Annotated in this window: 14 protein-coding genes and 1 pseudogene; 8 read left to right on the top strand and 7 right to left on the bottom strand. The window is 54.2% G+C overall.

Features of this window, described 5'->3' with window-relative positions:
• Nucleotides 1-19 precede the first annotated feature (19 nt).
• From AC5O5R_RS10710 to AC5O5R_RS10685, 6 genes and pseudogenes are all read left to right on the top strand, one after another.
• A pseudogene (locus AC5O5R_RS10710) lies at nucleotides 20-210 on the top strand (hypothetical protein); the annotation flags it as partial.
• Between the two features lie 397 nt (nucleotides 211-607).
• Complete coding sequence (locus AC5O5R_RS10705) at nucleotides 608-3,436, top strand: Z1 domain-containing protein (protein ID WP_494515332.1); 2,829 nt, start codon at nucleotides 608-610, stop codon at nucleotides 3,434-3,436.
• A gap of 3 nt (nucleotides 3,437-3,439) precedes the next feature.
• Nucleotides 3,440-5,488, top strand: a complete 2,049-nt coding sequence (locus AC5O5R_RS10700; protein WP_494515331.1) for a hypothetical protein — start codon at nucleotides 3,440-3,442, stop codon at nucleotides 5,486-5,488.
• The gene (locus AC5O5R_RS10695) at nucleotides 5,485-6,444 is read left to right on the top strand and encodes a hypothetical protein (RefSeq protein ID WP_494515330.1); all 960 of its coding nucleotides are present in this window, start codon (nucleotides 5,485-5,487) and stop codon (nucleotides 6,442-6,444) included. Before AC5O5R_RS10700 ends, AC5O5R_RS10695 begins: the two co-directional genes overlap by 4 nt.
• Nucleotides 6,441-7,139 (top strand): DUF6339 family protein, encoded by a 699-nt coding sequence (locus tag AC5O5R_RS10690; RefSeq protein WP_494515329.1) that lies wholly within the window; start codon nucleotides 6,441-6,443, stop codon nucleotides 7,137-7,139. Before AC5O5R_RS10695 ends, AC5O5R_RS10690 begins: the two co-directional genes overlap by 4 nt.
• Complete coding sequence (locus tag AC5O5R_RS10685) at nucleotides 7,132-8,046, top strand: PD-(D/E)XK motif protein (protein ID WP_494515328.1); 915 nt, start codon at nucleotides 7,132-7,134, stop codon at nucleotides 8,044-8,046. Before AC5O5R_RS10690 ends, AC5O5R_RS10685 begins: the two co-directional genes overlap by 8 nt.
• 105 nt (nucleotides 8,047-8,151) lie before the next feature.
• Here the strand turns inward: AC5O5R_RS10685 and AC5O5R_RS10680 are convergent, their stop codons facing one another.
• Nucleotides 8,152-8,616, bottom strand: coding sequence for a very short patch repair endonuclease (locus AC5O5R_RS10680; protein ID WP_494515327.1), 465 nt, complete (start codon nucleotides 8,614-8,616; stop codon nucleotides 8,152-8,154).
• Nucleotides 8,617-8,895: 279 nt separating this feature from the next.
• On the opposite strand from AC5O5R_RS10680, the gene AC5O5R_RS10675 reads away from it, so the two are divergent.
• A complete protein-coding gene (locus tag AC5O5R_RS10675; RefSeq protein WP_494515326.1) occupies nucleotides 8,896-10,572 on the top strand; it encodes a DNA cytosine methyltransferase in 1,677 nt (558 codons plus the stop codon).
• Between the two features lie 244 nt (nucleotides 10,573-10,816).
• Here AC5O5R_RS10675 and AC5O5R_RS10670 read toward each other — a convergent pair whose 3' ends face one another.
• On the bottom strand, nucleotides 10,817-12,385 hold the full coding sequence (locus AC5O5R_RS10670) for a GmrSD restriction endonuclease domain-containing protein (protein WP_494515325.1): 1,569 nt from the start codon (nucleotides 12,383-12,385) through the stop codon (nucleotides 10,817-10,819).
• 640 nt (nucleotides 12,386-13,025) lie between these two features.
• Between AC5O5R_RS10670 and AC5O5R_RS10665 the strand changes: the two genes are divergently transcribed.
• Nucleotides 13,026-14,438, top strand: a complete 1,413-nt coding sequence (locus tag AC5O5R_RS10665) for a tyrosine-type recombinase/integrase (RefSeq protein ID WP_320327501.1) — start codon at nucleotides 13,026-13,028, stop codon at nucleotides 14,436-14,438.
• Here the strand turns inward: AC5O5R_RS10665 and AC5O5R_RS10660 are convergent.
• The 5 genes from AC5O5R_RS10660 to AC5O5R_RS10640 all read right to left on the bottom strand — a co-directional run bounded on the left by AC5O5R_RS10660 (nucleotide 14,421) and on the right by AC5O5R_RS10640 (nucleotide 20,196).
• Nucleotides 14,421-14,825, bottom strand: a complete 405-nt coding sequence (locus AC5O5R_RS10660; RefSeq protein WP_320327500.1) for a helix-turn-helix domain-containing protein — start codon at nucleotides 14,823-14,825, stop codon at nucleotides 14,421-14,423. The genes AC5O5R_RS10665 and AC5O5R_RS10660 overlap by 18 nt on opposite strands.
• Before the next feature lie 115 nt (nucleotides 14,826-14,940).
• Entirely contained in the window at nucleotides 14,941-16,230 is a 1,290-nt protein-coding gene (locus tag AC5O5R_RS10655; RefSeq protein ID WP_320327723.1) for a carbohydrate porin, read from the bottom strand.
• Between the two features lie 131 nt (nucleotides 16,231-16,361).
• Nucleotides 16,362-17,681, bottom strand: coding sequence for a c-type cytochrome (locus tag AC5O5R_RS10650; protein WP_494515324.1), 1,320 nt, complete (start codon nucleotides 17,679-17,681; stop codon nucleotides 16,362-16,364).
• 8 nt (nucleotides 17,682-17,689) lie between these two features.
• Nucleotides 17,690-19,456 carry a GMC family oxidoreductase gene (locus tag AC5O5R_RS10645; protein WP_320327498.1) on the bottom strand — a complete coding sequence of 589 codons (1,767 nt, stop codon included), beginning with the start codon at nucleotides 19,454-19,456 and terminating at the stop codon, nucleotides 17,690-17,692.
• 17 nt (nucleotides 19,457-19,473) lie between these two features.
• Complete coding sequence (locus AC5O5R_RS10640; RefSeq protein ID WP_320327497.1) at nucleotides 19,474-20,196, bottom strand: gluconate 2-dehydrogenase subunit 3 family protein; 723 nt, start codon at nucleotides 20,194-20,196, stop codon at nucleotides 19,474-19,476.
• Nucleotides 20,197-20,314 lie beyond the last annotated feature (118 nt).

The following is a 20,314-nucleotide window of genomic DNA, read 5'->3' as shown; positions in this document are numbered from 1 at the left end:
AGTTGGGCGGACGCTTACGGTGGTGTCGCATATCAGGCCGCTAATCGAAGCGTTGACGGCGTGTGAGGGGTGCAATGTGCTGGAGCTGGAGAAGCACCAGGGCAGACGCAGTTGCGGGGGGTTGGGTTGCTAGATGAGCCGCTGTGGCGCTGGAGGTGGCGGGTTGGGCTTGGTATCCTCAAGGCTGGCCCGGCGCCTCCTATTGCCTGAAGCACGGAATTTAATAACCACATTTGCAAGTCAGCATGCGCTCAAGACTTAAATACCCATCGCCCGTACACCATTCCTCTCAATACATCGATTCATCGATTAAGAGTCATAACCCGCTAACGATGTAGTTACAGCGAGACAGTTGACGCACAGCGTCGTCGCAAGGTCGGTCTCCGGTCCCACAGCTTTTGGTCAGATTTGGAGTCTCTCTACTCAATAGGTGGCATTGGTTCGCGAGGAAAAGAGCGCTCAAGCAATCATGGAAGGTACTGAGTGGCCGCATTGATAATGCGGTTTTGCAAGGCATGCGGCGCTGTGCCACTATGCCACTTTCTGACCTGAATGCAAAGTGAATGTACCTGATTCAGGCTGTCCTCCGACTAAAGTAGGGATGCTCATGGCTGATTACAGTATTGACCCAGCGTACGACAAATGCCGCGCATTCATTGATGGCTGGCGCCTGAAGGGCAGGAGCTGGATCAACATCGCCGCGCTCGGCCGCTTGGGGGAATCGCTCGAGAAGGTCAATGACTGGTTCCTGATGCAGGAGGAAATGGAGGATTGGCCTTCGCTGGGAAATAGCCCGGAAGAGCGATTCAAACGTTGGAAGGAACTCGTCTGGCACAAGGAACACGCAGAGCAGCAGTCTGTAGCCGCGGCGAGACCCTTGATCATTGTTGGGCCCGAAGAGGCCGAACCTGGCTTAGCTGTGCCACAAGAGGGGCGGAGTGCTTGGCAGCTCTACAGGAAACATCTGATCAACCAAGGCTGGAAGGAAGCCTCGGTCGATAACATCCAGAAATCTGCTTTGCGTGTACTCAAGCACCTTCGCCAAAACACAAAAGATCGAGCCGCAGTGAAAGGCTTGGTGGTAGGGCATGTCCAGTCCGGAAAAACTGCCAACATGGCCGGCCTAATTTCAATGGCCGCAGACTATCGATGGAACCTATTCGTCGTACTCACCGGCACGCTGGAGAATCTGCGGGTACAAACCGGCAAGCGACTCGTCGGCGATCTTTTCGAGCATGATGGCAACCTCAGCTGGAAGTCAATTGAACACCCGTCTAGAAATAGTCCTTATGGAGCTCGTGCGCAGGACATGCAGTTCGACGCCGGCCGGAGAGACCGTCATTTAGTGGTCTGCCTGAAGAACCCCGCGCGCTTGAGGCACCTCATAGATTGGATCAGTGCACATCCGCAGGGAATGTCGCAAATGCGGCTCGTGGTAATAGATGACGAGGCGGATCAGGCAGGGATTAACGCGAATGACGTTTCCAGGGATGAACGCACGGTTATCAACGATCTCATCTTGCAATTGATCAGTTTGCCGCTGCAAAGCGTGAACTACGTGGCGTTTACTGCTACTCCCGCAGCCAACTTCCTTAACGAAGGTCCTGGTGATACCCTCTACCCCACCGACTTCATAGCTGCTTTGCCACAAGCGGATGAACATTTCGGACCTGTGCAGATCTTCGGATACCCTGACCAGAATAAAGAGCCGCTTGGAATCGTTCGTGAAATCACTAACGATGATTTGGAAAAGGTTCGCAGCATTCATGAAGGCGAAGACCTGACCCTATCTCAAGCACTGAGAGAAAGTCTGATCTGGTACTTGTGCTGCGTGGCCGCGATGCGGTTGTCAGGTCTTGCAAAACCCGTCAGTATGTTGATTCATACAAGCGCAAGGCAGGCCCACCATGATCACATGAGCAAAGCAATACAGACTGCGCTCGAAGCATGGTCAGAATACAGTGATACTAAGCTGGATCAATTCTTTAGGCATGTATGGGAAAAAGTCTCGAAAGATCTAGACGTCAACCAGTTTTCTATACGCTTCCCTGACTACGGACGACTCTCAGAACTTCGAGAGCTGCCAGCGTTTGAAAGTATTTTCCCAGAAATACGAATGCTTCTAAACACGGTAACAGCCATTCAACTCGACGCTGATTCCAGGCTTATGTATCACCGAGGGGTCCATGTTTGCGTTGACAACTGCGCCAACAATGGGGTCAACGATGACAATGAAGTCCGGCGCCTATTCTATCCTGACGCCGCTCAAAAACTTGACTATTGCACAGCTTTTATTGTGATCGGCGGCGGAACCCTTTCCCGCGGACTGACAATTGAGAACCTAGTTAGTACCTTCTTCCTGCGTGGCTCGGCACAGGCAGACTCCCTCATGCAGATGGGGCGTTGGTTTGGATATCGCAAGGGTTATGAATTGTTGCCAAGGATCTGGATGTCTGATGACACAAGAACCAAATACGAATTCATGACAGTTGCGGAAGAAGAGCTTCGTGATGATCTGCAGCGCTTCATGCATGGCGGCTCAAGGCCTGATGAATTCGGTCCGCGTGTCCGGGTGCATGCAAGGTTGGCTTGGATTCGTCCAACTGGAGCGAACAGAATGCAGCGCGCGATCAAAGCTGCATTCGACTTTTCAGGTATTAATCGGCAGACGACGGTCTTCCATGATGGCGATGATGCTGCAGAAGCACTCAATGGTAATTTACAGCTCACAGAGGAGTTTCTGAATTCAGCAGGTGCCCATCTCGAAAAGTCTGAATTGAAGGGGGCCAATAGCCTCGTCTGGCGCAACGTAGATGTGAGCCAAATAGCTGAGTATTTGGCACGTTTGTCGTTCCATCCTGGCAATCAGTTCTTCTCCGACATTACAGCTTTTCTAGAATGGCTCGGCGAACATGCTGATGCTGCCGGCTACACAAACTGGAACGTTGTCGTTGCTGGTAGTTCTCCAAAGGAAGGAAATAGTTGGGAGATCGCCGGCAAAGCTGTTGGTCGAATTAACCGTAGCCGGTATGCTGACAAACGCTCGGATGATGGTGTATCCATTGGCGCGCTGCGCGATCCAAAGGATTTGCTGGCGGATGTACGAGAGCTTGAAGGCGATGAGCTTTCAAAGGCGATTTTCACTAACTTCAAAGTAGCAGAGTTACGCAGTAAAGGTGGCGTCGGAAATACACCTCAACTACTCATCTACCTCATCGATAAAACCAGTAAATATGACAATCCGTCAAAGGTGAAGCCTGCACCGCGTAGAGAGCGAGAATCACTAAATGCCAAAGCCCACATCGTAGGCATCAGTCTTTATCTACCGGGCTCGCAAGGCAAGAAGAAGAGCTATGTCACTCACGTGACTGTGCACATTCCTGAACCTCTCTCGGGATCGGAAGAAAGTCTCGAGGAGAAAGTAGGCGCGATCTGACACATGAAATACTACTGCCTCCCACTGCAACCCATGCAAGAGTCCGGGGCGTTTTTGCTTCGCGCGCTGCAGAACGAAGAAACCCCATTGCTGGACCTATTGGTACGTGAATCCGTTCAGAACGCCCTTGATGCGGGCCGAAATGGACTTCGGGGACGTCCAGTTTCAGTGGATTTCCATATCCGCGAGCACTCTCTGGATGCAATTTCTACCACTTTTAGTGAAGGTTTAGATCTGCAGATGCTGGCCAAGCGCTACCCGCGCACACCGAAACTGCTTGAAATTCGTGATTCTGATACAGAAGGCCTGACCGGGCCGATGACCTTCGACAGCGTCGAAAACAACGGCCAGCATGGAAATTTTCTGAAGCTTGTGTTCGAAATCGGAAGAACTCGCTCAGATGACGGCGCTGGTGGTTCATGGGGGTTAGGCAAGACGTGTTACTTCCGAATGGGCGCCGGTTTGGTTATCTATTACAGCCGGATAAAGAATGCCGAAGGGTATGAGGAGCGGCTGGTGGCCTCACTGGTTGAAGATGAGAGCCGTGAAGACCGATTGCAACTCACGACACAAACCGGCATCGCATGGTGGGGAGCAGAAGAAGCTCTACAAGCAATCACCGAGCCTGGCCGTATTAAAGATATTCTGATGGCCTTTGGTGCCGAGCCATTCACCGATAGGGAGACCGGAACGGCAATCATAATTCCGCTATTGAAGGAAACCTTGCTGCCTGTATTCGAAGAAGAAGGCGCGACGGCGCCGTGGTGGACTCATACGTACGCGGACTATGTAAGTGTCGCGATTCAGCGCTGGTTCAGCGCCCGGCTGGATAACCCATTTTTCGCTAGCGGTAGATATCTGAGAGCATCTGTAAACGGGAAAGAGGTAACTAGCGATGACATGTTGCCAATCTTCAGAGCAACTCAGTGTTTGTATGACCGCGCGGTAGGAGAGGTGCCCGAAGCGAGCGACTACCTTACGACACAAGGCGTCAAGCTCAACGAAGTGCTGAATAGGTCTATTTCATTGCGCGGCGAATTCGTGGGCAGTGGTCAGGCGGGGCAACTGCTTGCAGTGGCGCTAACTCCTCGCCAATTGCAAATGGAAGCACCACACAACAACCCGAGCCCAGAAGTTTGTATATTCTCGAAGAAGGACAGCGGCGCTCCCCATCGACCGATCATGACCTTCATGCGCTCACCTGGAATGAATATCTGCTGGGATGACAGTCTTGACTCAAGAGGCTGGGCCGGTGGTTTCGCTGGTTTTGTGGACGGACGATACGCCGTAGGCATCTTTCTGCCAGATTCGCAACAGGAACTTATGCCATCGGCAGCACGGGGTTTACGCTCGAGCATACAGAACCTAGAAGGTTATTTGCGAAGTTGCGAGCGTGCCGATCATGCTGCGTGGGTAGACGTAAATGGAGGGCGGATCGTTGAAAAGATTCGCTCGCAGTGCGGCCGAGCTTGGAAGGAGTTCGGCGTGCCACCGCAGCCTAGCGTGACTGTAAAACCATCCATGCGGATGTCCCGCAAACTGGCCGAGTTGGTACTACCTAATCGAGGCTTTGGTGGTGATGGTCGGTTTGGTAAAACTACGCCACGTGCTACTACTGCGCACGGCTCCAAAGGAATAAAAGTAACTTCGCCGATGCTTGAAATAAGAGAAATCAAGCATGCAGCATCCAGCATCGCCATGAAGTGGTGCTTAAGGTGGGGAATCGTGCAAGTAAATACCCCGAGGGAAATTATAGTTTCTGTTGACTCAGAGTCCGGACCAATCACATGTGAAGGATGGTTTGAAAGTGGGCTCAGCTCGTTCCCATTTCGATTGGAATCACCGCGCATCACGAGTAGCACTGCCATTGTAAATTGCTCACAATCTGCTGATGGAAGCGGCGTAAAACTCACCATTACTGGCGCAAATCCCATTCCCTCTGATTTGGTGCTTGAGGGAGAAGTTTTAGTCAAAGTGAGCGAGTCCGGTGGCAAGCTCCTGCGACCTGTCGTCGGAGTTCGGATTCTGGATACCAATGGGGGAGTGGAATGAGCACTCGACTGCCCCTGTATCGCATGCTGAATGCCCCCCTCCCCAACGTAAGTGATTCGGTAGTGGATTTCAGCTTCAGCTCAGATGACTATCTCGATCCTGGTGTTACCTCCGTGACTCACTATCAGTACGCCATCGGCAAGGATAGTGATTGGAATCCGGCCGAACATTCTCTAATGGTTCAATGCGTGATTGAACGATCAGCTCTGCTGGAAGCCATATTCGGTCCTGAGGGGGTGGCAACTGCGGAAACTGAAGTTTTGCTCGCATTGGAGTGGGCATCTGCAGACTCGAGCTGGAGAACTCTTGGGGAGATACATGGACTGCAGCACGATGCAAGTGATAGAAATATAATTCTCGAGCTCGAACTCAAATCAGGAACTGTCAGAGGCAGTGGCCATATATCGGTTCAAGCATTCGTAGGCAGGCACGCATCAGATTACATCCCAGGCTACGCAAATCAGTCAGGAGCTCGACTGGGACCTTTGACACAGCCGATAGAAATCATCATTGACGGTGACGGCTCCCTTTTCCCTGTGCTCGAAGAAGCTTTGGGTGAAGAGGAACCACTGTGGGAGCTGAAGGCCCACTGGAGCGACCCGCAGGATGAGCCGTTTACCAGTGAATATGTCGCTTTGGTACTTAACAGCAGCCACCCTCATTTCGATCAGTTACGCGATCGCCGGGCTCTTAATATCGAGCAGTCGCCACTGATGCGTCAGGTTTTTGCAGCTTGGCTCGCCTTGGTTGTTGCTCATGTCAAAGATGACATGGGAGTTGAGTTCGATACGTATATGGACGCCCCCGAAGCCGATGACGGGATCGGAAGCATTGCGGAAGCGGTGCGAGCATTCATAAAATTAGGTCACCTGAACACAGCCTCCCTTCCAGAACTTTTCAAATCTACCCAATGCTGGCTTGACAACCGTGTACGGGAGCTGGAGGCCAAAAAATGAACTTCCCGACACTGAATCTTAAATTATCGCAGCGCCACTTCGACGAAATGGTGAAGCAGGGCTCGTACACTCCAGAAAAGTGCAATCCGGAAGTCGAAAAAATACGCCAGCAACTGCTTGCTGTGGTATCGCCGTATGATGCAAGTGCTAGAGGAAACTCCTCAGGCCCTGGCGCTTATGACATGAAAGTCGGACTAGCGTTGTTCCAGATACTGGAAGAGGCAGGTATGGACCTTCGAACCGCAGCCGATGATGGCTGGTGGCGCTTCCTTTCATTGAGGGTATTTCCAGACCTAGTGAAAAGCCGCTGGGATAGCGCCCCACCAGTTCGCTTCTGGAAGGGGCGAAGCCGCATCTGGTTGCGTGCGGTGTGGTGGACGGTATATCTAACATGGCAAGGCTCGGAAAAGAGCACTCGTAAGATATTGGAGAGCGTAACTACGGATACGGTCGTGCAACTGGTCGAGCGCCCAGGTAAGGGAGGTTTCAGAATTGACCTTACAAGAGAGATTTTTGCGATGCGTCTTCTGCGCAACCCTTCCCAAGATCAGTTCAGGGCAATCATGAAGCTCAATACGGCGCAAATCGTTTTGAAAGAGCCTCTGTTATGTAAAGGGGGCCTGTTCGGCTACGTCGACGAGCTTTTTTCAGACGTGGGCTGCGCTTCTAAGAGTTCGGATGGTGACCATGACTGACCTGCTGAAAGAGATCCAGGAAGGCTTTGCCAACCTTGACCAAAGCGGTCGAATGCTACTCATCAAAACGATGCCTTCAGAGGCCCCAGCGTGGATTTTTCGAGAAGACAATAGGTTTGGTGTTGCAGTTGAGTGCTCTGAATCACTGGAAATTTCAGAAGGATTTTCTGGCGCTAGACTCAGAACGGTAGAACGAATTGTTTCAGGCGAGCACAGGCGCTTTCTTCGCTTGGAATCGTCCATGGAATGGCTTCGCAACGAGTTCGGACTGATTTGTGCGCACATGGTGAGTACCGACCTTGGCACCGATACCCGCTCAGCACTATTGGCTGACCCAATTGTTTGGTGGGAGCGATGGCGCCACCTACTTGGGAACGCACTGATCGACAAACATGGTTATGATGTACTCGCAGAGTTGCTCGCATTGGAGATACTGGTCATCAGAGGAGACTCCTTTGAGTGGAGCGGCCCCTACGGCGGTGTAGTGGACATCAAGACCCCAACTACCGACTATGAGATCAAGTCAACAATCAGCCGCTACGGGGCCATAGTCAAAATTTCTGGTCAGTTCCAGTTGGCTGCTTCATCCGGCAAGCCGCTGGAACTGATACATTTCAGATTCGAGCCAGTTGAAGCCGGCCTATCGATAGATCTTGTCTGTGATCGCCTAATTGCGCTCGGAATTGATGCCGCCATGCTAGAAGCCGCTTTACAGCGGCTTGGTATGGAAGCAGGATGCGCTGTACGAAAAGAGGCATACAACTTGCTAGAAGTGCGATCTTATACGGTTGATGAATGCTTCCCCCGTGTAACGCCTGCTAGTTTCGAGGGCGGCGCCATACCAACGGGTGTTGTTCAGCTGGAGTATGGCGTGGACCTTTCTGGCTTGCAATCGCAGAAATTTTAAAGCTGCACTATCATTGTTCGAGCAGCGACTACTAACACCGAAGCGAAATAGATGACCGCAACGGATCACGAGAATTTAAGAGCCCCCGGCCTGACTAAATCAATTTCATTGTGAGATGGAAGAAGAATTAGTTAAGTCGGGCCAGGAGACATATTGCTGACCAAGGTCTGGCAATGCCTCTAACAGCCACTTTAATTCGGAATCTGGCTTTCGAATTCCACACTCCCACAACTCGAAGACGCGCCACCCCTGCCGAATTAATTCTGTCCGACTTCTGGCGTCTCGCTTCACGTTCTGCTCGAATTTTGACTGCCAAAAGTCTTTTCGAGAATTGGGATCGGTCGCATATTGACAACCTGGGTGCCTATGCCAAAAGCAGCCATGGACGAATATGCAGAGGCGGTAGCGAGGGAGCACTATATCTGGACAACCTGGAAGCTCTCTTGGATGCAAGCGGTATCTGAAACCATGCCTATGCAGCAGTTTCCGGACCTTAATCTCAGGTACTGTATTAATGTTGCGAATGCTGGCCATCATACGAGACCTAACTTCTTTGCTTACTCTGTCCATCAATCACTCCCTAGGACGCATACACCTGCCTTAGCGCACTTGGACCTCAACCACAATTGGCTATTTTTTCGCTATCGGTTAATGGCCTCGCTGCACAAAGAGGCAAAGGAGGTCTCGGATTGACTTCAGCGAGACGGAGTTTATCCATCCGACCTCAAGCTGGAAAAATGTGACCATGCAAATTGCCCCTGAAGCTGCACTGCCGCTCCAATCCTAGTAGAGTAGCGTGACTCGGCTTCCCACGCTGTAGCCATCCCTGATTTTGTGACGACGACGCCCATGATTGAATACCAGAACCCCCTTTTCCCGCCTAAGGCAGCCGCTGAGCCAGCCATTGCAGTCGAAGATGCTATCCAGATCGTCGACCTTTTCGCTGGCCCTGGCGGTCTGGGTGAGGGCTTTTCTTCCTCAGGCAAGGGCAAGCGGTTCGACATCATCGTTTCAGCCGAAATGGACCCTGTTGCCAGACAGACTCTGCGGCTGCGTGCGTTCTACCGCTTGCTCAAGCGTGATTATCCTGACGGCCTGAAGGATTACTATCGCTACTGCAATGGCGAGGCAACAGAGCCCTTCAGCCCTGATACAGTTGATTATTGGACTAAGGCTGACCAAGAAGCACGCCAGATAACCTTGGGCTCAGAAAGCGGCGACAAAGAATTAAACTATCTTATCAAAGAAAGACTGAATAGAGATGGGCGTCCATGGGTTCTCATAGGGGGCCCCCCCTGCCAAGCTTATTCAATCGTAGGACGAGCCAGAAACCAAGCTAAGCAGGGTTACGTCGCCGAGAATGATCATAGGCATTTCTTATATAAAGATTATCTGCGCATCATCAAGGATTATCGCCCCACCGTATTTGTTATGGAAAATGTAAAAGGAATCTTATCCTCTAAAGTTGGAGGCAAAGGGATTTTTGCACAAATTCTTCAGGATCTGATGGACCCTACTAAGGCTTTAGATAATGTAGAGGGCGGTCAAAAGTACAAGATTTGCTCACTAGTTTCCGAGGAGTCTGTCAGCTCTTCAGACTGCATTGATAGGGTGAACCCAAAGTCCTTTATCATCCAAGCTGAGAAGTACGGAATTCCTCAAGCCCGACATCGCGTCATTCTTTTAGGAATAGCTGTCGACGAACACGGCAATATTCCGCCACACGAGCTGTTGAATACAACTGAACCAGTTTCGGTAAAACAAGCGATTGGAGAGCTGCCCAAGCTCAGAAGCAAGCTATCACGGGGCACGGACTCTCAAGAAGCTTGGTATCGTGCTGTTGCGGATGAGGTGGATGATCTGGTGCGCTATGCTGAGCTTGAAAATGGTGAGTTAATTGCTCCTCTTCGGGCTACTCGCCAGGCGCTATTCGATTCACCAAAAAGCTCCGGCGATCAGCGCGTGATTAAAAAAGAAGGGCAAGGGGTCACAGGCGTCCCATCTTTGGATGATTGGTATCAGGATCCCAAGATAAAATACTGGATGAGTCATGATGCCCGTAGCCATATGCGCGCGGACCTCCGCCGGTACGTATTTGCAAGTACATTCGCTGAGCACAACAAATACTCGCCAAAAGGGCATCAGCAGTTCTCACTTCCCGGACTTGCACCAGCACACAAAAACTGGGAAAGCGGCAAGTTTAGTGACCGCTTCAGAGTACAACTTGCAGATCTTCCGGCCACTACCATTACAAGTCACATCTCTAAAGATGGGCATTACTTTATTCACTATGAGCCTGCGCAATGTCGTAGCCTGACCGTTCGCGAAGCTGCACGACTTCAAACATTCCCAGACAACTACTATTTCGAAGGGAATCGAACCCAGCAATACCACCAAGTAGGAAATGCAGTTCCGCCTTTGCTCGCTAATAAAATTGCAGAAATTGTCTATCAAATAGTATGTCGACGCGCTTCCGAATTGGAAGAATCTATGCACACTCAAACCTTGAGACACCCAAGCTTCTAGTAGCATGGCAAAAAGGTCACTCGCAATATGCGCATGGAAATCTAAAGTTGGCGTAAGGCAAACAGCAAGCTGTCACGCATAAATCGAAACCAGGCAAAATTCCTGCCTTGATTGCGAACCCACGGCGCAACAGAATTCATTTCCAGCTTGACTAGGCCTAGCTGTCCTGGTCAAGCTTTTTAGAAATCGCGCCGCTGCAGCGAAATAGCTCTTGGGCAGCAGAACTCGATTTTGATATAAGACTTCAAGCCTTAACCGACTGATTACAGTATGGGTGTGTCAATTGCAGATTACTTAACGATCCAATACCACCCTCCCTTGCCCTGACGACGTGATCGTACGAGATGGATTTTTCTGGATCTAGGTAGCCCTTACAAATTGCACATTTCGGAGCAGAAGCTAACGCAACACTTATAAATGCTTCACTCTTAACATCGTCACTGAACGCCTTCGAAACAGATCCCAAGTCACCAACAAAAACCTTCCCAGCTGCACCTGAAAACTTGATTATATCTTGCTCCGAAATTTCTAAGTTTTTATCTAAGGCTTGTATTAGCTTCTCGAGCAATTCAGCGTAGACGACCGCACGGCTCTTGCTGGAGCTTTTTTGTAGAATAGTAGCGATCAATTCCTTTTTCTCTATCAGCTCCCACTCCAATCTTTCCCTAACCCTAGTAAATTTAGGAAAGAATGACTGATCATTGTTAGATATCTTCTTACCCAACAACACTACGGTACCCATAAAAAGCCCTCCAGAATGACGCCCCGTCGGCCCATAAAAATATACTGCCGGATGTAAGCCCAAGCTTCCATTGTCATTTCCGGTGATTCTTTTAGCCAAACCGAGGGCTTTTTCTAGGGCCCTAACCGTCGCACCTCCATCAAGATCATCATCCATCTCTGATATTACTTTTGGATTGCCCATTTGATCTCGCACCGAAACGAGAACAAAGTCAATTAAAGTTTGTAAAGCCGCCCTAACTACTTTCGGGCCACCCAATGGAAGATCAAGAGTTTTGATTGGCCTCTTCAGCTCTGGATCAAACAAGGTTGAATGGAGATTTTTTGCGGTATCTTCGATTTTAAGCATTGCCGCAGGGGAAAAACTAGACCAATATCTGTGCCCCTTCCCTGATCGGATAATTGCACGAGCAGCTATCGGGACTGGTTTCTTTCGATTTTTAAGCAGCATTTCCTCAATATCATCAAGAGGAGTGCCCTTCATATTTATTTTAAAGAATGAACTCTCAGCTTTATCTGCATCACCCTTAACCCACTGTATCGGCAACCCTCTACTAATAACCGTAGCCAACCTCTTTCTATCAACAATAGCTGACCCCATATCTGAGCTCCGCGCTTGGTAGTGTTGCCAGGTACCAACTCTTCTCGCGATCAAATCGCGCGTTTTTTTAGCGATTTCCCTCTGGGACTGCGATATATCATATCCAAAATAAGCCTGAGAAACCGGACCATCCCCATAATCATCTTCCACCCAAGATCTCAGTACACTTAATCTATGCCCGCCATCAATCACAAATAGATACGTTGGAGACTGCCACAGAATAACCGATGGAATCAGATCCCCATCTACGAAGCACTCAAGCAATGACACCACTTGATCTGGAGTCCAATGATTGGTTTCCCTCTGAAAATCAGGCTTCCTAAGATTCGGCCCCATCATCCCACCAGAAGAGAATTCTCGCAGAGAAATGGTCGCCACATTCTCAAACAGAGCTGCGTCGGCATCGGATATGGCAAAATCTGCTCTTGCGATCATCGCATCGAGGTTTACCAGGTTTGATTTCAGTGCCATATGACCCTCAAGTCGGCTGTCTCCATACATAACGCTTCATGGTAGAGGATTTTTAAGAGTAGTGGCAGAGCTATTTGCTAGCAGAACGACTTCGCACGCAGTTCATATAACGGCCAAGTCATATCAGGCACAGCCATCGAGAAACGTTCGACGAGCAGTCACCGCTGAAGCTTTACGCCTGAGCTCGAACGCTATGTCGCAAACATAATACTCGAGCAACACTGCAGCCACATCGATGCAGCTCGATCGCTTGCCAATTTACAAGACAGCGATTTATGCCGCTGTGTGCGTTTCAAACTGTAGGGTTCCGAGAATTCGGGATGGGAGGTGCAAACTTTATTTAGGACGATACGAGACAAACGAAAAAGCCCAGTCGTTACCGACTGGGCTTTTTCGTTTTCAATAATGGTCGGGACGGAGTGATTCGAACACTCGACCCCTTGCACCCCATGCGCATTATCCATGGTTTTCGGTGGCTGTCAATGAATGTCACTGGATCGTGATTGCCCAGTAAATTCAATGGGTTCAGCCGTAATCAGCGCCCATTACGATCCGCTCAATTCCTCCGACAGCCGAGCAATTCGGTGGGGTAAAAGTGGGGTAAAATTCTACTGTGACCGACTAATGCAAGGGGTAGGACATGCCCAAGCTGACAGTGAAATTCCTGGAAGCGATCACCGCTGACGATGATGGAACGATCCTCCGCGAGGATGGTGGGCTGGTAGGCAAGGTTCGCGCGGGTGTGCGTGGCGTGACAGTACTTTTTCGTTACGAGTTCAAGCAGCAAGGCGAGAAGCGCGACCATAGCCTGGGTAGCTGGCCCAAAAAGTCACTCGCCCAAATCCGTGCCGAACGCGACGAAGTGAAGGCGATCGCCGCCAAGGGCATCATACCGAGCGCCGCGCGCAGAGCCGCCAAGATCGAAGCACAGGTTTCGGTGGCAGCGACACTTGCAGATGCCGAACGTCAGATTGCTGAAAACAAGACGGTAGCAGAGCTTTTTGAAGAATGGCTTCGGGATGGTGTTGCGCGAGAGGATGGTAATGCCGAATTGCGGCGAAGTTTCACCAAGGACGTCCTTCCCATCATTGGAAATAAGCCCCTGCGAATTCTTTCCGAGAAGGACTTGCTAACTGTCCTGCGCTCAGTCAAAGCCCGCGGCCTCAACCGTACCGTTGTGATTCGCAGCAATGATATCGGTCAGATGCTGCGCTGGGCAGAAAAACGCAAGCCGTGGCGCACTCTACTGGCTGACGGCAACCCAGCGGACTTGTTAGACATCAAAAACCTTCTGGATCACGACTACCAAGAGCAACGCGACCGCCTGCTCAATCCAGATGAGATTCGGGAGTTGCGCGATATTTTCTCCCGGCTTGAACACGACTATGACACGTTGGACGTTGGCCAGAAATACTCAGGGATTCGTCCGGTCAACCAGCGTGTTCAATGCGCCGTATGGATATGCCTGAGCACGCTCTGCCGGATTGGCGAGCTGCTGAAATCTGAATGGAGGAACGTGGATCTGGTTAAGGGTACCTGGTTCATACCGGCTACCGCAACAAAGGGACACAAAGGTAAACGACAGGATCATCATGTGTTTCTGTCACCTTTTGCACTGGAACAGTTTCAACGACTAAAAGCAGAAACCGGACATACGCCTTTCTGCTTTCCCGGTAAGGACCAGAAGAGCCATGTCGACACCAAGACAGTCAGCAAATTGATCGGTGATCGCCAGTGCAGCTTCAAGAATCGAAGCAAAGCATTGTCAGGACGCCATCATGACGACTCGCTGGTGCTTAGCCAGGGCCGCAGAGGTGAATGGACCCCGCACGATTTGCGCCGCACTGGAGCGACGCTCATGCAGGAACTGGGAGTGACTCTTGAAATCATCGACCGCTGCCAGAACCACCTACTGGGTGGTTCAAGAGTGCGCAGGCATTATCTACATTACGACTATGCGAAAGAAAAAAAAGACGCATGGTGTAGGCTGGGAGGGGAACTTGTGAATATCTTGTCAGCCTTTAGCGACCCATCACTAACGAGCAGTGGGTGATGCGTAACGAGAGTTGACGGGTCGAGGGCTTTCGGTCCGGGGCGGCGAATGGCGTATTAAATAGCGGGTCGGCGAGCACCCCGCCCAACGCTTGAACACCTTGCGAAAAGAATGCTCATCGCAAAATCCCATATCGTCTGAGACCTCCCCAATGCTCCGGTAGGATCCACTGCTCAGCAGATGAAGCGCCCGCGTCATGCGCACCTCTTGCTTCAGTGCCCTATAAGAAGCACCTTCTAGCTGCAACTGGTAACGATAGAATTGTTCGCTGATCGCTAGTCGTTTGGTGAGCTCGCGCTGCGTTGGCCAGTCCTTGACCGGCAGGCGGCTCAGATATTCCAGAGTGGCGTCCTTCCAGCCCAGTTCATTCAATGAAATATTAGCCACTCATGCCCTCCTCGACCGAGCCATCATGTGCGTTTGCTCGTTTCTCCGACAGGCCTGCGATGACCGACCCTTGCCTGTCCAAGCGGGGCGCAGAAAGCGACCCGCGTGACAAAGGTCAGAAGGTGGCTTGGACTTTCACCCCACCTACCCAAGCATCATCCACCTCCCTCACCCCACCAGGGTGTCGAACGAACTGCAGGTTCGGGCGGACTGTCAGCCAGTCAGTGAAGTGAATGCCATAGTTGAGCTCGGCGTTGTATTCGGTCTCCTGCACCGGCAGGTAATCGGGATCCACGTAATCATCAACACCGTTGACCACGTTGGTCAGAGCCGCGTTCTTGCGATAGGCCGGGTTCACGTGCACTTCGGAGATCGCCAGACCGATATCATCTTCGGAGCGTGCGTCGAACAGGCCCTTGTAGATCGCCCCGACGGAAACGTAGTGGTCGACCTTGCTGGTCTTGTGGTCGTGCGCGGTAGCCATGGCGAACAGGCTCAGCCCGCGCGCGGCGTCGCCAGCGTGCCGGGTAACCTGCTGCATAGCGCCGAACCACACCCCGTGCTTGCTCGATGCACTGCGGTAGGCTGCGCCGCTGATCACCGCTGGCTGGCCATTGCTGTCCTTGAGCACGTCGTTGGCGTTCGAGGTGCTGTAGTAATAACCCACGCGGTATTCACCTGGCAGGCCGTCGATGCGCGGCTTCCACAGCAATTCCACCGGCAGCACCGCACCTTTGGTGCCGCTGCCGCTGAGCTTGAAGCCGTTGGTATTTTCGGTATTCGACGGGTTCTGCTCGTATACCCCGATTTGTGCGAACAGCTCAGGCGTGAGCGCGTACTTGACCCGCAGCGCCCACTGGGTGATCGGCCAGTTGTACCAGATACCTCCCCAGTTACCGACTTGCGAACCGCAGAAGGTCAGGTTCTGGAAGTTGCAGTCGAAGCTGTTGAAATCCTCGCCCTCGCCGAAGCGGCCGGCCTTGATGTCCAGGCGCCGGTCGAAGAACGCCTGCTGGTAATAAAGCTGGGTCATGCGCCAATGCGAGCCGCGGCCCCAAACTTCCTGGGACGAACTCAGGGTGCCGACGCGCGGGTCGCCGACACGCTCGTTGGAAATGTTTTCTCCGTTGCGGTTGGCCACGGTCAGCTGGAAGCGAGCATCGTGCCAGCCGAGCAGCTTCTGGAGGTCGAAACGCGCGCCAAGGGAGTATTGGTCGCTGTAGCTGGCGCTACGATCATTGTCGTAGCCGCCACCCAGGTTGGCGCCGATTTCGCCGACGTAGGCGAATTCAAAGTCGATGCCCTGCTGGGCCAGATCGCTGCGGGTGCCGTTCCAGTCGCCCAGCGCCCATGGCGAATCGCTGGCAAAGGGTTCGGTAGCGTGGGCCAGCGGTGCGCAGGCCATGGCGGCGAGCAGGGCTCGGTATTTGAAAGGGAGCATGGGATTCTCTTTGTTATTGGTCTGCAGACTGACAGGAAGCTGTCGTCGGCAAGCCGGCTCCTTCCGGAGCACTGCGGCTTGCCGACGACGGGTGTTTACTGAACGCTGGCGCGCATCTGCTCAGGCAGCTCAAGCTGCTTGCGCATCCTGGCCACTTCTTCGGCTGTCACCGCTGCGGCGCTGTTGCCCCAGCTATTGCGCATGAAGGTCAGGATGTCGGCGATCTCGGCATCACTGAGTTTCCAGTCGAACGCCGGCATGCCGGCCCCGGTGACATAGGTGTGCGTGTGCACCGCCCGCGCGCCACCCAGCACCACGCTGGTCAAGGTGTCGGTGTTGCCGGCCAGGATCGCCTTGTTGCCGGCAAAGCCGGTGATCATGTGGCTGACGCCCTCGCCTGCCGTGCCGTGGCACGCCGAGCAATGCACCTCATACCCTTGCGCGCCACGCTGCATGCGCGGCTCGGAGGCTGCCAGCGCCTCGGGTGCCGGCAGCCCGCTGCCCGGTAGCGACTTTAGATAGATGGCAATTGCGCGCAGATCGGCATCGGTCAGATGCTGGGTCGAGTTCTCGATGGCTTCGGCCATCGGCCCGCTGGCGACGGCCACCCCGTCACTGCCGGTTTTCAGATAGTCGACGATCTGCTCTACCGAGCTGTCGCCCAACCCGAGGTGCCGATCATTGGTAATGTTGGGGGCGAACCAGGTACCCACCAACCCGCCATACAGCGCTTCGCTGACCACTGGCCCACCTAGCCCGTTGCGCGGGCTGTGGCAAGCGGCGCAGTGCCCCGCGCCGTCGACCAGGTAACGCCCACGGTTCCATTCCGGGCTTTGTGCCGGGTCAGGCACGAATGGCTTGTTCTCGAAGAACATCCAGTTCCAGCCAGCCATCAGCAGGCGCTGGTTGAACGGAAAGTTCATGCCTGCCAGCTCGTCGACTTCATGCACCTTGGGCTCGAGCGTGCTGAAGAATGCCCACAACGCATGCAGGTCATCGTCGCTCATGCGCGTGTAGTCGGTGTACGGCATCGCCGGGAACAGCATGCCGTGCCGGCCACGCCCCTGGCGCACCGCGTTGAAGAAGTCGCGCTCGGTGTAATTGCCGATACCGGTTTCACGGTCGGGGGTGACGTTAGACGACTGGATGTCACCAAACGGCGTGCCGATCACGTAGCCACCGGCAAAGGCACCGTGCTTGGCGGTATGGCAGGCCGCGCAGTCGGCCGAACGCATGACGTATTCGCCGCGCTTGACCAAGGCCGCGTCAGACGAACGAAAGTCGCTCAGGCGTACCGAATCATCGGCCATGTCCGAACGCGCGGTAGAATTGGCCTGGATCACCAGGCCGAGCATCACGGCGCCGGCCAGGGCCAGGACAGCGCCGCCGATCAGGGCAGTTTTCTTGTTGATCATCGCAGGCCTCACACCAGGGAACCGGGGTTGTGCTGGTACTTCTCATGGATCGCCCGGGCCGTGCGGATGGCCAGGGCGCCCACGGTGCTGGTGGGGTTGTAGCCGGCGTTGGTGGGGAACGCCGAGGCGCCGACCACGAACACGTTGTGCGCGTCCCAGCTCTGCAGGTAGGTGTTGACCGCGCTGGTACGCGGGTCTTCGCCCATGATCATGCCGCCCTGGGTGTGGTTGGAGTTCTCGTCGTACGGGGTCCAGGACTTGGCCGCCGAGTTGAAGGTGTGCACGTGCTTGGCGCCCATCTTCTTGCCGATGTCCACCGCGCGCTGCTCGATGAAACGCGCCATGTTGCGGTCGTTCCGGTTCCAGTCGAAGGTCATGCGCAGCAGCGGCGTACCCCAGCGGTCCTTGTAGTTCGGGTCCAGCGATAGGTAGGCATCGCGGGTCGGCATCGAGGTGCCCTGGCCGAAGATGATCCCGTAGTTCTGGTAGTTGTCCTTGTAGGTCTGCTTGAAGCCTTTGCCCCAACGCGGGCTACCCGGCGGCAGCAGCCCTGCGCGACCGATCGGCATGCCCTCGCGGGATACGGTGAGCAAACCGGCACCGCCGATGAAGTCGAGCTGGCTGTGGTCGAAGTTGTCACCGTTGTAGTCGTCGACCTGGATGCCCAGGCCGCCGGCACCAATGAACGGGTTGAGGGTTTCGTCCTCGAACCACACATGCGCGCCGGCGCAGGTCTGGTAATTGTAGGCGCGGCCGATGGTGCCGGTCTGGGTGACCGGGTCGTACTGCTTGCCGATGTCGCTGAGCAGCATCAGGCGGGCGTTGTCGTAGGTGAACGAGCACAGCGCGACGATATCGGCCGGCTGGATCACCTCGCGACCCTGCTCGTCGAAGTAGCTCACGCCGGTGGCAGTCTTGCCGTCGTCGGCCTTGTGGATCTTGGTCACGTAACCCTGGGTAATCAGGGTGAAGTTCTTGCGGCGCATCAGCGCCGGGATCACACAGGCCTGGGGCGAGGACTTTGAGTAGTTGCCGCAGCCGTGGAACATGCAGTAGCCGCAGTAGGTGCACGGCGCCATGCTCACGCCCAGCGGGTTCACGTAGGCGGAGCCGACGTGAGCGACCGGGATGTAAAACGGATGCAAGCCCATTTGCTCGGTGCTTGCGCGGTACATCTGCATCAACTGCGAGTCTTTCAGCGCCGGGGTTGGGAATTCGCGGCTGCGCGGCCCTTCGAACGGGTTGCCGCCGGGGCGGATCTCACCGTTGATATTGCCGGCGACACCCGAAATCCCCGCAATGCGCTCGAAGCGGTCATAAAACGGTTCGAGATCGGCGTAGGTAATGCCCCAGTCCTGCACCTGCTCCAGGCCTTTGAGCTTGCTGGCGCCATAGCGCTCGAGGGTCGCCGAACGCACGCGGAAGTCCCACTCGGAGAAACGCCAGGCCATCCCGGCCCAGTGGAAGCCGGCGCCGCCGACCGACTTGCCCATCTGGAAGGCTTTCAGTTCGCGGGTTGGCACTGCTGTCTGGCCGGAATGGTTGCGGAAGGTCAGCGTGTAGTCGCCCGGTTGCAGCAGCAGTTCGCGGCGGATAGTCCAGCGCAGCTCATCGGGATCGACGGCCGGCGGCGTGTCGGTGGAGGTGTCCAGCCACGGGCCACGGTCGATGGCGACCACTTCCAGCCCAGCGCGGGTCAGTTCTTCGGCCATCAGTGAGCCGGCCCAGCCCAGGCCGACGATCACTACGTCAGCTTGTTTACGTGTAATTGCCATGTTGTTTTCCTCTGGCCTCAGCTCACCGGGATCAGGCTGATGGGCTCCAGGCCCAGGTTCTGACCGCGACGGTCAATGTACTGACGGTAGTCGTAACGGGCTCCGGGGAAGCCCACCAGCTTCCAGCCGACCATGCCGCGATTGCCGCCATAGAGCGGGTCGGCGAAGTAGCCTTCGCGTACGCTGAGTAGCAGGAACTCGAACAGGCGGCTGCCACTACCTGTGCCTTCCCAGTCGAGACGACCTTCCTCCAGCTGCCGCAGGATCGCGTCCATCTGCTCGCCGTCGAGTTCTGCGAAGGCGCGGCCATGGGCTTTGCGCGCGTGGCTGTCGATGAACTCGAGGCCGGCCAGGGTGTACTCGCGGCGGGTGCGCAGGCTGATGGTCAGCCCCATCAACTGCGACTCGTCGGCACGCAGTGGGCGGTCCAGGTACAGGTCCTTCGACTCGCCATACGGGCCGTTCATCTGCGCGTCGAGGTAGTCGACGCAGCCGGCCTCACTGGCGGATGCGCCCAGCTCGTCATGCGGGATCAGGCGGTCGAACACGGCGGTCAGGGTGGCGCGCGCCTGGCCCTTGAAGACATTGCCTTGGCCACCGCTCATGACCGGGGATGGCAGCATCTCGCGGGTCAGGCCGGTTTCTGGCGGCACTGACTTGAGTTCCACTGCGCCGACCTTGGCCAGGCCGGCAGCGGCAAACAACGCGCCCATTGAACGCAAGGCGTCCCTACGTTTCATGGAGTTCTCCTTATCGACAATCACGGGGACCGTGCGACAGGTGGCAGTTTTTCGCGCACGCAACAGCTCATGGCAGGCACAGGGTGCTCACCAAGGGCTTGGCAATCAGGCGGGGATA

Source organism: Pseudomonas sp. 8_5_2 (genome assembly GCF_059295255.1).
The sequence above is the reverse complement of the archived record's forward strand: the minus strand, read 5'-3'. Positions and strand labels throughout refer to the sequence as shown.

Excerpts from the sequence above, each read along its gene's own strand:
- AC5O5R_RS10645 (WP_320327498.1), bottom strand. The coding sequence starts at position 19,456 with ATGGCAATTACACGTAAACAAGCTGACGTAGTGATCGTCGGCCTGGGC.
- AC5O5R_RS10680 (WP_494515327.1), bottom strand. The coding sequence starts at position 8,616 with ATGGACAGAGTAAGCAAAGAAGTTAGGTCTCGTATGATGGCCAGCATT.
- AC5O5R_RS10650 (WP_494515324.1), bottom strand. The coding sequence starts at position 17,681 with ATGATCAACAAGAAAACTGCCCTGATCGGCGGCGCTGTCCTGGCCCTG.
- AC5O5R_RS10700 (WP_494515331.1), top strand. The coding sequence starts at position 3,440 with ATGAAATACTACTGCCTCCCACTGCAACCCATGCAAGAGTCCGGGGCG.
- AC5O5R_RS10690 (WP_494515329.1), top strand. The coding sequence starts at position 6,441 with ATGAACTTCCCGACACTGAATCTTAAATTATCGCAGCGCCACTTCGAC.
- AC5O5R_RS10640 (WP_320327497.1), bottom strand. The coding sequence starts at position 20,196 with ATGAAACGTAGGGACGCCTTGCGTTCAATGGGCGCGTTGTTTGCCGCT.
- AC5O5R_RS10705 (WP_494515332.1), top strand. The coding sequence starts at position 608 with ATGGCTGATTACAGTATTGACCCAGCGTACGACAAATGCCGCGCATTC.
- AC5O5R_RS10675 (WP_494515326.1), top strand. The coding sequence starts at position 8,896 with ATGATTGAATACCAGAACCCCCTTTTCCCGCCTAAGGCAGCCGCTGAG.
- AC5O5R_RS10685 (WP_494515328.1), top strand. The coding sequence starts at position 7,132 with ATGACTGACCTGCTGAAAGAGATCCAGGAAGGCTTTGCCAACCTTGAC.
- AC5O5R_RS10655 (WP_320327723.1), bottom strand. The coding sequence starts at position 16,230 with ATGGCCTGCGCACCGCTGGCCCACGCTACCGAACCCTTTGCCAGCGAT.
- AC5O5R_RS10695 (WP_494515330.1), top strand. The coding sequence starts at position 5,485 with ATGAGCACTCGACTGCCCCTGTATCGCATGCTGAATGCCCCCCTCCCC.
- AC5O5R_RS10670 (WP_494515325.1), bottom strand. The coding sequence starts at position 12,385 with ATGGCACTGAAATCAAACCTGGTAAACCTCGATGCGATGATCGCAAGA.
- AC5O5R_RS10665 (WP_320327501.1), top strand. The coding sequence starts at position 13,026 with ATGCCCAAGCTGACAGTGAAATTCCTGGAAGCGATCACCGCTGACGAT.